9 protein-coding genes and 1 pseudogene are annotated in these 14,390 nt (G+C 52.8%); 2 read left to right on the plus strand and 8 right to left on the minus strand.

Annotated features, from left to right (window positions below; translation table 11 throughout):
- Positions 1-15: 15 nt before the first annotated feature.
- The 4 genes and pseudogenes from mnmH to NDI45_RS02575 all read right to left on the minus strand — a co-directional run.
- Positions 16-1,152 carry a tRNA 2-selenouridine(34) synthase MnmH gene (gene mnmH, locus NDI45_RS02560; protein ID WP_348246101.1) on the minus strand — a complete coding sequence of 379 codons (1,137 nt, stop codon included), beginning with the start codon at positions 1,150-1,152 and terminating at the stop codon, positions 16-18.
- A gap of 90 nt (positions 1,153-1,242) precedes the next feature.
- Positions 1,243-1,887: a hypothetical protein gene (locus NDI45_RS02565; RefSeq protein WP_190789909.1), complete on the minus strand. Its 645-nt coding sequence runs from the start codon at positions 1,885-1,887 to the stop codon at positions 1,243-1,245.
- Positions 1,888-2,403: 516 nt separating this feature from the next.
- The gene (locus NDI45_RS02570) at positions 2,404-2,853 is read right to left on the minus strand and encodes a hypothetical protein (protein ID WP_190793022.1); all 450 of its coding nucleotides are present in this window, start codon (positions 2,851-2,853) and stop codon (positions 2,404-2,406) included.
- A gap of 415 nt (positions 2,854-3,268) precedes the next feature.
- Positions 3,269-3,712 (minus strand): annotated as a pseudogene (locus NDI45_RS02575) (M23 family metallopeptidase); the annotation flags it as partial.
- 2,679 nt (positions 3,713-6,391) lie between these two features.
- Between NDI45_RS02575 and ppk1 the strand changes: the two are divergent.
- On the plus strand, positions 6,392-8,554 hold the full coding sequence (gene ppk1, locus NDI45_RS02580; RefSeq protein ID WP_348246103.1) for a polyphosphate kinase 1: 2,163 nt from the start codon (positions 6,392-6,394) through the stop codon (positions 8,552-8,554).
- Positions 8,555-8,588: 34 nt separating this feature from the next.
- On the opposite strand, the gene NDI45_RS02585 is transcribed toward ppk1, so the two are convergent.
- The 4 genes from NDI45_RS02585 to NDI45_RS02600 form a co-directional block, all read right to left on the minus strand.
- Positions 8,589-10,481, minus strand: a complete 1,893-nt coding sequence (locus NDI45_RS02585) for a cation:proton antiporter (RefSeq protein WP_348246105.1) — start codon at positions 10,479-10,481, stop codon at positions 8,589-8,591.
- A gap of 150 nt (positions 10,482-10,631) precedes the next feature.
- Positions 10,632-11,900, minus strand: a complete 1,269-nt coding sequence (locus NDI45_RS02590; RefSeq protein ID WP_348246107.1) for a murein transglycosylase A — start codon at positions 11,898-11,900, stop codon at positions 10,632-10,634.
- 32 nt (positions 11,901-11,932) lie between these two features.
- Positions 11,933-12,187, minus strand: a complete 255-nt coding sequence (locus NDI45_RS02595; RefSeq protein WP_190793026.1) for a hypothetical protein — start codon at positions 12,185-12,187, stop codon at positions 11,933-11,935.
- Between the two features lie 209 nt (positions 12,188-12,396).
- Positions 12,397-12,876: a YbjN domain-containing protein gene (locus NDI45_RS02600; RefSeq protein WP_190793027.1), complete on the minus strand. Its 480-nt coding sequence runs from the start codon at positions 12,874-12,876 to the stop codon at positions 12,397-12,399.
- A gap of 111 nt (positions 12,877-12,987) precedes the next feature.
- Here NDI45_RS02600 and NDI45_RS02605 point away from each other — a divergent pair, with 111 nt between their 5' ends.
- Entirely contained in the window at positions 12,988-14,361 is a 1,374-nt protein-coding gene (locus NDI45_RS02605; RefSeq protein ID WP_348246109.1) for a GH1 family beta-glucosidase, read from the plus strand.
- The last annotated feature ends 29 nt before the right edge of the window (positions 14,362-14,390 follow it).

A 14,390-nucleotide genomic window follows, 5' to 3' on the forward strand; every position in this document is an offset into this window, starting at 1 on the left:
GCTTTCGCTTTTGCGCTAAACATTAGCTTTCACTTTTGCACTAAGCATTGGCTCTGATTTCGCTTGCAGTTGCTGAACCGCGACCAACAGCTTTGCAGCACTTTCTTCGGCGGACAGCCCTGCAACGTCAGTCGGATGAATCACCACATCTCGCCGCTGCAGATCGTAGGTGTAGGTCTTGTCGTAGTATTCCAGGACAATGCTCACGCCTTCACTGATTTGTCCCTGACGAATAAAATCTACTGCCTGCTGAGTTCGCAGCCCACCCAACCGTTTGCGGATGCGCTCTGTTGCAGTTACGACTGCTTCGCGATCGGCTGAGCCATACACATTCGCTAGCAATGCCAATCGCTCCGATCGAGGACGAACAACTTCTAATACCTCAGCCTGATCCATCTGCTGAAACAAAGGCTCCGGAATGCAGCAGGTTCCAATTCGCTTGCTTTCTGCCTCGACCCAGATCGGGGAATCGGTCTGAAACTTTGCCCATTGCACGGCAACCTCGTTTTCAAACTGCTCGTTTGTCGGTTGAGGAGGTAGCCCCAGCGAGCCATAGCTGCTGCCACGATGACTGGCGATCGCCTCTAGATCAAGCACCTGAGCGCCTTGATTTTTCAGAGCCAGCAAAATGTCGGTTTTTCCAGTTCCAGTCATGCCGCCCAGAATCACGATCGGTTTAGGCTGCTCAAACGTTTTTAACGCCCAATTGCGAAATGCTTTGTAGCCGCCATGCAGGGTCGCAACCTCAAAACCCCCCATTTTGAGCACCCAGGCAACCGATCCACTTCGCATTCCACCCCGCCAGCAGTGAACTCGCACTCGGCGATCAGGGGCAAGCTGTTTGGCAGTCGCAAGAAACTGAGCGGATTTCGGTCCAACCAACTGAAAGCCTAGCTCAACGGCAGCGTCACGTCCCTCATGCTTATAGCAAGTCCCAACCTGCGCCCGTTCCTGGTCGGTAAACAGAGGAAAGCTAATTGCCCCAGGAATATGACCCTGTCTGTACTCGGCTGGACTCCGAACATCCAGCATTACCCCAGGGTGTGCTAAAAAATCGATCGCGTTTAAGCCTTGCATCAAAAGCCAAACCAGAACTCGAAGCGTGCATTTTCCAGTGTAGCGAGTTTGACTCAGCGGTCGAAAATGGGGCAATAAAAAACTCAGTAGCTGCCATATCTGCAAGACTACTGAGCCATCGACAGGATAAGTGAGAAAATGAAATGCCTTGAGGCTTAGCTGCCGTTAGTCGATAAAGCCCATCAGGGTTTCGCTATCGTCGATTTCATTTGAAGCGATCGGACGACCACCGGGCAGAAGGGTTGCAGCCAGCAGATCCGGGTTACTTGCCATGACCGGGCGACCGCCGGGCAGCGTCAGGTCATCACATACCACCATATCGCTAGCGAAAATAGGACGATTGCCTGGAAGAGCATATTCCATCACTTGCAGATGGCTTGCCATGATCGGACGACCGTTCAGAATCGTGCTAAAAACATCCATGTGGCTTGCAGCGATCGGGCGAACCCCTGCAGCAGTGAACTCTTCTACAACCTCGATCGCACCATGTATAATCGGACGATCGCCCAGGTAGCCCGTAAACCCTTGCAGATCTCCCTTAGAGTCCTCGGTTCGCACTGCCAGCTTTGAATCCCCACCATTGGTTTCCGGTTTCTTCGCCAGATCCAGCTTGCCTGCTTTTGACTCAGTCACTTCGCCGTTGCCCGCGCTCTTCTCTGCCATCGTTTCCTCCTGTACCAGTGCTTTATCTGATGGGTTACTTGGTGCGTTACTTGGTGCATTATCTGACGGATTTACCACCGCCGTTGCCTTTGCTCTGCTTCTGCGGCTTCTTCCCCCGGTCGAACCCCCCGCTGAACTTGTGCCCATTGCCTACACTCCAACCTGCGCTAAATCAGTTTGCTGAAGCTCAATCAACTAGCTTCAAGTCAACTAGTTTAAAGGGATGATGCCGATCGTGAATAAAACGATATATAAGTGCAACTTAGGCTACATTATAGGCGGAAACCATCCCTTTTCCATCGGCAGAATTTTGGCAGAACGATAGGGATTGCTAAAGCGTCCGATTACTTTTCGTTTAGACACTCGCTGAAAAGCGGACGGCGATCGTCAGCATATTGCCAGTGCATGATCAGCACCGTGTCAATGGATAAAGCACATTGCCAGCGCATGAAGACCAGGCGCAAGGTTATCTCCAAACGCAGAGACAGTGCCCGCTCTCCTTTTGCCTGCGCTCAAATGGCAGCAGTGACAGCAGTGACAGCAGTGGTAGATTAAAGCATGACAAATTGAAGCGAATCGATAGCTTAAATGCGATCGAGCGACTCACAACCAAGCGAACACGTAATGCAGATTTGGCAGCTGCGGAACTTAGCTCTCCACGGTTTAGCTTTCAGCAATAAAACCCGAGGGTTCGATCGGAGACTCTGAAGCAGCACTCTGCGAAACAAGCAGTTCTTCAGAGGCGACAGAGCTAACACTCGATTGAGCAGGTTCTGCAAAAAAGGAATTGGGTTCAGCAACAGGCATGAACGGCACATATGCAGGCTCCAGAGCGCGATCCGGTAAAACAATTCCTTCTTGCAATCCCGATCCTGCCTGTTGGAGCCGCTGCTTTGCCCGATATTGCCGCCTCAACAGTTCGACTGCACCCAGACCGCTTCCTACGCTAGAAACGATCGCAATCCCCAAATAGCGAATAATACTGTTTCTCGTTTCGCGATCCATTCGCGAAGGCGGGGTCTCACTCCACTGAGGCGGAAAATCCATCAGCACCGGAATTGGCTGCTGCATCACCAGGGGCAAAGTCATGGCAGAAAAAACAGTACTTGCCACTAGAACGGCAGTGAGGATACCATGACTAGAACGAACACGACTTGAACAAACACTGCTCATATACAGTTGCTCCGCACAATGAGTTAAGGGCTTATATACTCAAACGCGGTAGCGCACCCCCGTAACCGGAGATAATTCATCTGTCTCATTCAATCTTAACTAAGTGTATAAAGAAGCACTCTGTCAATCGGGAGAAGAGTGTGGATTGATGGATAGATCACGGGTAGATCAGTGAAGGGGTGGAGGGGTAAGCGGGTGGATAAAGATGCCCTTGGTTTGTCCGTGTTAAATCTGTGCTAACTCAGGTCGGGGGTAAGTGAGCAAGACAAAAGAGAAATAAAACGCTATTGCCTTCAAAACCCGATTCCCTGAGCAGCTCCACCTACCCATCCACTCATCCGCCTACCTTACCTCATCACTCGCCTCCCCCCTGCCCCAGTTCCCGGCTCGCGATCGTCTTTGCCGTAGCAGAAAGCGGATCGATCGCCGTCCAGCCGTTCTCGGTTGGAATATGAGTTTCAAAATGCAGGTGCGGTCCAGTAGAGTTACCTGTACTGCCGACCCAGCCCACGACGCTGCCCTGCTGAACGACCGCTCCAGGACGAACGGCAATTCCTGAAAGGTGAGCGTAGAGGTTGCGGTAGCTTCCGGCTGCTGTTTCGACAATTACCGCTAATCCATAGCCGCCCATATAATCTGCTGCCACGATGCGCCCTGCCATTGCCGCCACCACTGGAGTTCCCATCGGCGCACCCAGATCAACGCCTGCATGAAAGCGACGATCGCCCGAAATGGGATGAATTCGCCAGCCAAATGCCGAAGTCAGCATGGCTGGAATTGGCAACGGAAAGACTAAATTTCCCCATCCCATTTGTCTTGCTAGAGCAGGCGAAACCGTGAGACTGGTGGACTCGGCGCGGGGCGAGAAACAATCCAGCGGAGCCGTCTGCGGAGTCACAGTTTTTTGGCTGACGGTCTGAGCTTTCGGTTGGGGAGTAACGCTGGCTGCGGGTGGGGAAAGCTTAACTGCATCTTTCTCCACAAGCTGGAAGTCCGCCAAAGACTGCTTCAGGTCGAGCAGGTAAGGACTGATGCTGAGGGCAGGCTGAAGCAAATCAAGCGATCGATCCGTCTGTTCATAAGCCGAGGACAGCAAGGAAGGCACCGCAGCAGACTCCGCAGAATTTTCATCTCCCGTTTCGATCATCTGGGCTTCTATCTGGACTTCTATCTGGGTTTCGGGTTCTGGTTGAGAGTGCACAGGTACAAAGGGCAGACGAATTCCAGCTTCTTTTAGCGGTTTACTGAGCCAGTAGCCCATGATCTCGATCGGCGATGCAGGCTGAAGGTTGAAGCGATCGAGATTTCGAGCCTGAGCAGTAGAATTTTTGAGATTTTTAGATAAATCAGCCGACGGTGAATCCGCAGAAAAATTGGGGCGAACCGCAAGCGATCGAGGCTGAGCCGGAGTTGCTGCCTTTTCAGAAGCAGTTACAGATTCAGCAGCGGTGGGTTTACCAACCGGTTGCTCGGCGATGGGCTTCGCAGTCGATGATTTCTGCTCAATCGCTTCTGCGGCAGTTGATTTTGCAGCCGATGACTTCGCATCTGCAGAGCGAACGGGTTGCGCGGTAGGTCGCTTAACAGCAGATGCCAGAGTTGCAGCAACTCGATTCCCAAAGCCGGGAAGCGGTTTCTTCTCGTTAGCCTGGGAAGGGCGAACAGCGGCTTGAGCAGCAGGCGCATCGGCAGCCGAGCATTGCGGAATTGCAAAGGTTTCTGGCAAAGCGCGACCGATCGGCGCATAGCCGGGTGTATAGGCAGGCATCGACGCGATCGCATCACCGGGAACCGTTCTCCCAGAAGCTTGAGCAGACGCAGATGGGGCTGCCACAACAGGAGAAGACTGAGTGCCTGACTGACCTGGTACTTGAGCCGCAAGCTGATCAATCTGGGCAAGCAGTGCCGTTTGTAGTTCAAGCGGTAGGGCAGGATGGCGGGCAACCTCGCGGGCTGGCTCAAAGGCTCCGACTTCGGCATAATTCAGCGCAATTCGCATCAAATTTTGCTGAAGCTGAGCTTCTCGGCTTGCCTGATCTCGCGCCACGATCGCCGCTAACTTTTCATCAAGCTGTTGGCGCATTGCCCCAAGCGTTTGGGGCTGAGCAGCAGGCTGCTTGACAACTACCTGTTTTGAAGTGCCGCTTGGTTTTGACTGGGGAGTCGTCGCTGAATCTGTTGCTGAAGTTGGGGAAGAAGTCGGTTCAGCGGTTGAGGCAGCGGGGGAAGCAGGAGAAGGCGTTGAAGGAGCGGGAGCGATCGCAGCAGGCTCAGGTTGTGGAGATGGCTCAGGCGCGATCGGGGTTGTGGGAACGATGACACCCGCCACTTCAGGCGCGACGATCGACTCCACCGTCACCGGGGCTGAAGGACTGACCACAGAAGCAGACGGCTCCAACGATTCATCCGATAAGGGATCAGGCAAATCTTGAACTGATTCCTCACTAGCGGTAGACGACGGAACTTCAGGGGGAATAGAAGCATCGGCGACCGAGGCAGGATAGACCTTGAGCATCGATGATGTAATGACAACTGTGGCTAAACAGTGTCCAACAGGCTTGAGGATGTGCTTCATGAGAGACCAGCGCAATCACAGCTTTATCGAGAGTTCCCAGACAATATGCAAACAGCGAAACGGGCTACCAGGAAAAACTGCATAATTTCTCCCGTGAAAGAACCACTTTGTATCGCCAAAGATACACTAGAGAACCAAGGACAGGGAAAGGAAAGAGTAACAGTGAATCGAACGAGAATGACTTGAATTCGATCGCCTTTAAATCGCTTCTAAATTGAATTGCTGCTAGGTTCAGCGGCTTTCAAATTCAGAGGGTTTCCGTTCAATTGCCTGCGACATTGCCATTTTCATCAAATTCATCAAAATCGTCTTTGTTAGGATTCGATCGCATTAGAACAACAAACCAATTTGCCAAATTTAAGCAGCCCAGGCAATCCTCGCTGATATTACACCCTTTTTGATTAAGGAGGCAGTTCAGCTCATAGATGTTCCTTTTCAAATCTCCTCTTACAGGTGTCCTCATCAAAGGGCTTGATTTCCTTAAATTCTCCCACACGGATTCGGAAGATACCTATTATTACCGAGGCAGCTTTACGAAGGCTTTGTGATCGGTTGAGATGCGATCGGAGTAGTCAGACCCAAACAAGCCACAACCGAAACGGATTTTATTGCGATCGAGCGGGAACGCAGAGGTTAACCATTCCTTTAAGCAGGACGAAAAGCAAGAAGGATTGGTTGCAGGCAAATTGCCTGAATGATGCAGTTCTTCCGGGCAGTTCAGTCAGCTCGATACCCCAAGATTGCTTCGTGGTCGTGTTCCTCGTTTTGCTTAAGTTGCTTGAGTAGGATTGCTGATTGGCAAAGTCCATCCTGAGGTACTTACTGCGATCGGGCGTTGTGCAGAATACTTTTCTTCATGGGTAATTTTTGAGAGGATGAGCAGTACTTAGTGCCCAGAATGCTATGCCGAAAGCGAAAGAAACTCCCACCGAAGTCAACCTGAACCAAGCCCAGCTCTATTTCAATCGAGAGTTAAGCTGGCTTGAGTTTAATCGTCGTGTCCTGCAGGAGGCGTTTGATCAGCGCACGCTGCTGCTGGAGCGGCTCAAATTCTCAGGGATTTTTAGCGCAAACCTGGACGAATTTTTCATGGTGCGCGTTGCCGGGCTAAAACAGCAGGTCGAGGCACAGGTTAGCTCGCTCAGCCCAGACGGACGCACCCCGCAGCAGCAGCTTGAGGCGATCGCTCAGGTTTTGCGCCCTATGGTGATGGAGCAGCATCGCCACTTTGAGCAGGTCTTGCGTCCGGCACTAGCAGAAAAAAGAATTCACCTGCTGAACTACATCGACCTCAATCAGGAACAGCGGCTTTTCCTTCAGGACTTTTTTGAGCGGCGAATTTTTCCCGTACTGACTCCGCTTGCCGTCGATCCGGGGCATCCGTTTCCGTTTATTTCTAATCTCAGCCTTAATCTGGCAGTGGTTGTCAAAAACCCAGAAACCAATCGAGAGCATTTCGCCAGGGTGAAAGTGCCCAAAATTCTGCCGCGTTTTGTGGTGTTTCCGGCAGAGCTTCAGCACCAGGATGGTAAGCCGAGCCTCTGGACAGGTGTTCCGCTAGAGCAGGTGATCGCCCACAATCTGGAGGCACTATTTCCGGGAATGAATATCCAGGAATATCATCTGTTTCGGATTACCCGCGATGCCGATCTGGAACTGGAGGAAGACGAGGCAGAAGACCTGCTGGAAGCGATCGAACAGGAACTTCGCAAGCGGCGACTGGGCGGTTCAGTGGTGCGGTTAGAAGTCCAAAGCACGATTCCGGCTTCGATTCGATCGACGCTGATGCAGGAAATGGAGCTGGAGGACAGCGATGTTTACGAAGTGGAAGGACTGCTGAATCTCAAAGATTTGATGTCCCTGCTGTCGCTGCCCGTGCCCGAATTGAAAGATTTGCCTCGTATTTCCGTAGTATTGCCGGGGCTGCGATCGGTCGGCGATGGGCGATCATCTGGCAACAGCAGTTCCCACGATGAATCTGATATTTTTTCGGTGATTCGGCGCCGTGACTTGCTGGTGCATCATCCTTATTATTCGTTTTCGGGTTCGGTGCAGCGATTTATTATTCAGGCAGCGAATGATCCGCAGGTATTAGCGATCAAAATGACGCTTTACCGCACATCGGGAGATTCTCCGATCGTGAATGCCCTGATTACGGCGGCGGAAAAAGGCAAACAGGTGGTCGTGCTGGTTGAACTAAAAGCTCGGTTTGACGAACAGAATAATATCCAGTGGGCTAAGCGACTGGAAGAATCCGGCGTTCACGTCGTTTACGGTCTGGTGGGGCTAAAAACGCATACGAAAGTGGTGCTGGTGGTGCGGCAGGAAGGCGATCGGATTCGTCGCTATGTCCACATCGGCACAGGCAACTACAACCATCGCACTGCCCGAATTTACACAGATTTGGGACTCCTGAGCTGCCGGGAAGAGCTGGGCGCAGATTTGACGGATTTGTTTAACTACCTCACAGGCTATTCGCATCAGCGATCGTATCGTCGGCTGCTGGTGGCTCCGGTGAATTTGCGCGATCGAATGCTGGGACTGATTCGGCGAGAGATTGACCACTGTAAGAACGGACAGCCAGGAAGGATTATCGCCAAAATGAATGCGCTGGTTGATCCGCAGATTATTGCTGCCCTTTACGAAGCCTCGCGATCCGGCGTCCAGATCGATCTGATTATTCGGGGTGTATGCTGTTTGCGTCCGGGCGTGGAAGGCGTGAGCGAAAACATCCGCGTCATCAGCATTATTGGTCGTTTCCTGGAACATTCCCGAATTTTCTACTTCCACAATAACGGCCAGGAAGAAGTCTACATTGGCAGCGCAGACTGGATGCCTCGCAACCTCGATCGCCGGGTAGAAGCGATTACCCCGATCGAAGACCCGCAGCTTGCCAAAGATCTGCAAGAAATTCTGGGCATTCTGCTGACAGATAATCGCCAAGCCTGGGAGCTACAGCCGGATGGCTCTTACAAGCAGCGACAGCCCAAAGCAGGGGAACCAGAACGCAGTGCCCAGGCGATTTTCATGGACATGGCGATGCAGACGATCAGCAATTTGGGATAGGTGCAGCCGTCCTCATGCCCAAAAGCTTATCCTGTTAAAGTGACACGCTAAAGGGAATTTCTTCCACTTCCGGCAGTTTCTCAATTACGAGCGGCTTGTTGTTATTCCCGGCAAGTTGCTTTAGCAGTTGCGGGCGCGGGTCGTGCAGCAGGTAAATCAGCCGATCGCCCGCCTGCCATTCCTCTGCTACAGGGAGGACCTGAAGCCGATCGTCGCGTTCGACCAGGAGCGGCATCAAATCACCCGATCGAATCAGTGCTTTAAGGTGTGCTTGCTGAAACAGCAATTCAGGCTCGCGCAGCGTAGTTTCGCCTAATTTCACTGCATTGTCTTTCAGGTAACCATTCCAGGTTTTGAGCGACATCTGATCAGTAAATGCCTGCTGAACGCGGCTCATATCGCTGGTCAGCATCGACTGCGCCTCGCTGGGAAACACTGCCAGGACGCGGGGCGGAGCAAACTCTTCGGCTGTTCGCTGTGCCAGCACCAGATTAACTTCGCTGTTGTTGGTCATGACCAGGAAAGTTCCGAGGCGATCGAGCCCTGCTTGCTCCAGCACATGGGTATCGAGCGCACTGCTAGAAAACACCCGAAAGCCTTCCTGCTGCGCTAGTTTACAGGCATCCGCATCGGTATCGATCAAAACAACTGACTCACCCCGATCGCGAAACAATCGCGCAATCAGCACACTCAGCGCATTGCAGCCCACAATCACCGCACCCGTTGCCTGCGTCGAGGTAATGCCCAAAAGCCGCGCTGCCCAACCTGCAGACAAGCCCTGCAAAAATACGGTCGAAAGAATCGTCAGAAACACCAGGGCTTTAATTGCGTCACCGCCGTTAATGCCCCGCTCGGTCAACAGAATCGCAAACAGCGAAGCCACTGAAGCAGAGACAATTCCCCTCGGCGCGACCCAGCACAAAAACAGCTTTTGTCGCCAGTTCAGGTCACTGTTCCAGGTGCAGAGCCAAACATTTAGCGGACGCACCAGAAACATCAGCACCGCGACCGTTAGCAACGCACCCCAGCCCAGCGCAAATACACTTGCGATCGACAAATCCGCTGCCAGCAACACAAATAGCACCGAGATCGCCAGCGTCGTAAGCTGTCCCTTAAATCGCCGCAATAGGCGTTCCGCGGGCAATTCAAGCGCACCCAGGACAACCCCAGCCACCACCATCGTCATTAGTCCCGACTCGCTTCGCATGAACTGCGCCAAGCCATAAAGTCCCCAGACACCCGCCAATACAACGAGATTTTTCAAGTCATCTGAGAGAAGGGTCGCCCGTCGCAAAATTTGTCCCAGTAGCCAGCCGCCGATCGCCCCAATGCCGCCCCCAATGCCTAACCGCAGCAGCATTCCGCTCAAAATCAGCACCGGATCAGCATCCCCACTGCGAATAATATCCAGCACCACGACCGCCAAAATTGCCCCCACTGGATCGATCAGCACTCCTTCGCCTTCTAACAGTGCAGCAACCGATCGATCGACCTTGACCTGCTTCAGCAGCGGACTGATTACCGTTGGACCCGTCACCACCACCAGGGCCGCATAAAGAAAGGCGATCGTCCAGGGAAACTCGCTCAGCCAATGAGCCGCCATGCCGCCGCCAAGGAGGGTAATCAACACGCCTAGCGTCACCAGATTCCGCAGACTGCCGGACACTTTATCCAGTTCGCGCAGGTTGAGGTTCAGTCCGCCTTCGAACAAAATCAGCGCAACCGACAGCGACACAATGACTTCCAGCCCGTTGCCAAACCAGTTGGGATGCAGCAGCCCAAACCCGTCTGCTCCCAGCACCATGCCAAACAGCAGCAGCAAGACAATGCCAGGAACTCTGAGATATTCTGCGATAACCTGCGCCCCGATTCCTGCAATAACGGCAAGAACGATTTGCAAGGTTAGCTTAAACGCATCTGCATCCATAGAATCCTTTTATGCAGTTCACCGCTCGATCGGAGGTTATCAGGCGTTTACTTCATCGATATCTTAGCCAGGAGTTCGTAAAAATTCCTTTGCCTGATCATAGCCTGGAATCTTTGTACTACTGCTTTTGACGGCATCGCTCTCCGATTTCTATTCCTTCAAAAGAAGGTAATAGAGCTGACCCGCTGCCAGCGTCAGTCCCGCTCGATCGCCTGCCAGCTGTCCCGTTCCCATAAAAATATCCACCCGTCCTGCACCCTGAATTGCTCCGCCCGTATCCTGATCCAACACATAGCGGCTCACCGTTTGGGGCACAATTTGCCGTTGAGCATTGGCAAGCGGAATCTCGGTATGAATCAAAGCCAGCGCACCGGACGGCATCAAAGATTTATCCGTCGCGATCGATCGATCGGCAGTAACAGGTACGCGAAGACTGCCCGTTGCCGGAGTTCCCGTCGTTTCTTTGAAGAAAATAAAGCGATCGTTGCGCGGCAGGTATTCGCTTAATTCCGTCGGATGGTCGCGAAAATACTGAATCACGATCGGCAAGCTGAGATTCTCCGGCTGAATCTTACCTGCGTTGATTAGTTCGCGCCCAATGCTGACATAAGGATAATCGGTGCGTCCCGCATAGCCAATACTGATTCGCGTTTCATCGGTAAGCTGAAGCTGAGCCGATCCCTGAATCTGCACCAGATATGCCTCTAGTCGATCGCGCAGCCAAACCAACTCCAATCCGCGTAGCCTTCCCTGGCTCCCTTGCAGTCCATCCATTCCCTCAAGCTGACGACGGGTAGGATGAGGTCGCGTCCACTGAGCTAAATCCGGCGGCAGCGCATAAAGCGGATAGCGAAATTCAGCAGTCTGCACTCGGCTCGCTTCATACACAGGCTCAAAATATCCCGTGAATTTAACTAAACCCTGACCGTCTGAGCCGATCGACTGATACAGATCAAACTCGCGCCGGACAGCTGCCTGCAACGCTTCGGGCGATCGCACCGTGCGAACCAACTGCCGAAATCGAATCAGACTGCGCCGAACCCGATCGCGAGTGAATTCTGAAATCGCATAATTGGCATAAGCCGTTTCTGCCTGAGGCGTATCGAGATAAGTCAGCGAGTGGTCGATCGCTTGCAGCAGTGCCCGGCGATCGGCGGCGATTCCCCCAGTTCCCCAGATCTGGCGATCGATCCCGACTTCACCCTCGATCGGAGCCGACTCAACCGAGTTTAAAGGAATAATCTGAACGGGATTCGTGGGCGGCGGAACGGATGGCGAGGAAACGGGTGGAGTAACAGGCTGCGTTTGGGCAGGCAAAACCCGTAGCCCCAGCAGCAGGCTCAGCAGCAAGCCGAGGCAAAACAGGAGCAATGCAAAGCCGTTTCCTTTGCGAAGTAACTGGGTGAGCGATCGCCTCATCAACCTTTAGATCAATCCATCTCAAAACGAATTTAGAAATCGCGGTCAACACTTCCAAAGAAGACAGGCTCGACGCGCAGCGCAATCACCCGAGAAGGACGCACCACCATATATTCGCCTTGAATGTTTTTGATGGGCACATTGATAAAATCGCTGGAGCCGGACTTGGGCACAAGTTCCCCGCTATACCACTTCTGGAAGTCCTGAATCGTGGGAAACCGCACTTCTTCGCGATGTCCCCCTTCCATCAAAATATGCACCGCAAATTCGTTGGGCGTTCTTGGCATCGCAGAGGCTCCTTTAGCAGATTCAACTGACTATCCTACGATGTTGAGCATTCCCAGAACGATCGGAAAAAGTAAACTGAATGGGGGTGAGACAGTTTCGGTAATGCTTCGTAGGATAGGGAGGCGAAAAACCGTAACGCATGGAGGCAGGGGCTAAGGGAGAATGCCTGACGCTGCGTTGACCCATCCTACGGAATGCTTAGAAACGCTCAGGCAGCGTTAAATTCGGCTTGCAGAGCCTCGTCGTTGTCATCAGCCAGGGTAGCGACGATCGTAATATTCCGCGAGATCTCACCAGGAGACAGTTCTGCTAGCGTACGGCGGGCACAGATCACAACCTGATCTTCCGAGATGGCAAACCGGGCTTCAAAGGTATTGCCCCAGTTCATTTCCATCAGCCTTCGCAGCAGACCCGCTTCGTTGTTGACAGGCAGTTTCAGCACGGTTGACCAGACGGTGAGAATGTCTTCTTCAGACGTGCCGGGCAGCTGCACAAAGACTTCAACGCTGCCATACTTAAACTTCCACAGATACCCACCACCCTCGGTATGGTTCACCATCGCGCTGTTATCTTGCTGCAAGCTGGCAATCACCGTTTCGATGACCTCGATATAGTTCAGCGTAACGGCAGTGTCTTCTCCGCCAGCCGCATTTGCTGCGGGATCGAGATCCAGTTCGTATAAAGTCATGGCTGTAACCCAGTTGACAGTAGAGAATGATGACTAGACCTACTCTAGCGGCTGTCGCGGCGATCGAACCTCGTTCTGGGGATATTTTTTATAAAACGGGAGCAGTTTAGCATGACCGTAAAGTATCAATTTCCCAATGAGTTTCTTTGGGGTGCGGCAACGGCAGCTTATCAAATTGAGGGAGCCACAGCGATCGACGGGCGCAAGCCGAGCGTCTGGGATACGTTTAGCGCGATCGTGGGACGGGTGCTGAATGGCAACAGCGGAGAACCTGCCTGCGATCACTATCATCGCTATCGGGAAGATATCAAGCTGCTGGCAGAGCTGGGAATCAAGCATTATCGCTTCAGCATTTCTTGGTGTCGTGTTGTGCCGGACGGACGGGGAGCCGTCAACGAGGCAGGAGTAGATTTTTATCGCCAACTGGTAGACTGCCTGCTGGAACACGGTATTACGCCGTACGCCACCCTGTTTCACTGGGACAGCCCTCAAACGTTAGAAGATCTGTATGGTTCCTGGCGCAGCCGCGAGATTGCCCAAGATTTTGCGGATTACGTGTCTGCAACCGTGGAGCGATTGGGCGATCGCATTACCCATTGGATCACGCTCAACGAAATTCCCTGCTTCACGCACCTGGGCTATGGCATAAAACAAGTGCCGCCCCATGCACCGGGAACGATCGTTAAAACTCAGCAAGAAGTCTGGCAAACTTCCCATCACGCGCTGCTCGCTCACGGCATGGCTTGTCAGGCAATTCGATCAGCTTCCCCTGTAGCCTGTAGCGTGTCGCTGGTAGACAATTTTGCCGTGTCGGTTCCCTTAATGGAAACGCCCGAACACATTGCCGCTGCCCAGGCCGCTCTTCCCTTTTGCTGGCAAAATGGTGGCATTCTGTATCCGGCTCTCACCGGAGCGTATCACCCTGAGTTTCTACGGCAGTTAGGCAAAAATGCGCCTCGGATTCAATCGGGCGATCTGCAAATCATTCATCAGCCCATTGATCAGCTTGGCTTTAATGTGTACACGGGAAGCTATGTGCGGGCGATCGATCGGGCTCCCGGCTTTGAAATTTTGCCCTTCCCTCATAGTTATCCGCGAATGAATATGCCCTGGCTGCAAATCGTTCCCGACGCCATTTACTGGGGCGTGCGTCACATCAGCGAAACTCTTAACCGACCCAACCTGCCGATTTTGATTACCGAGAATGGCTGCGCTGCAGAGGATCAGGTGCAGTCGGGCGAAGTGATGGACAGCGATCGAATCTTTTACCTGCGCCAATATCTTAAAGCCGCCCACCGCGCCACCCAAGAAGGCTATCCGCTCAAAGGCTACTTTGTTTGGAGCTTAATGGATAACTTTGAATGGGCGTGGGGATACGATCGTCGCTTTGGCATTGTCTACGTTGATTACCCCACTCAGCGACGTATCCCAAAAGCTAGCGCACACTACTACGCTGAATGCATCCGCCAAAACCAAGTCCTATAACATCCTTTTCCCTGACTCCTGACCCCTCC

This window comes from Leptolyngbya sp. GB1-A1 (assembly GCF_039962475.1).
Lineage (GTDB): Bacteria > Cyanobacteriota > Cyanobacteriia > Elainellales > Elainellaceae > Leptolyngbya_A.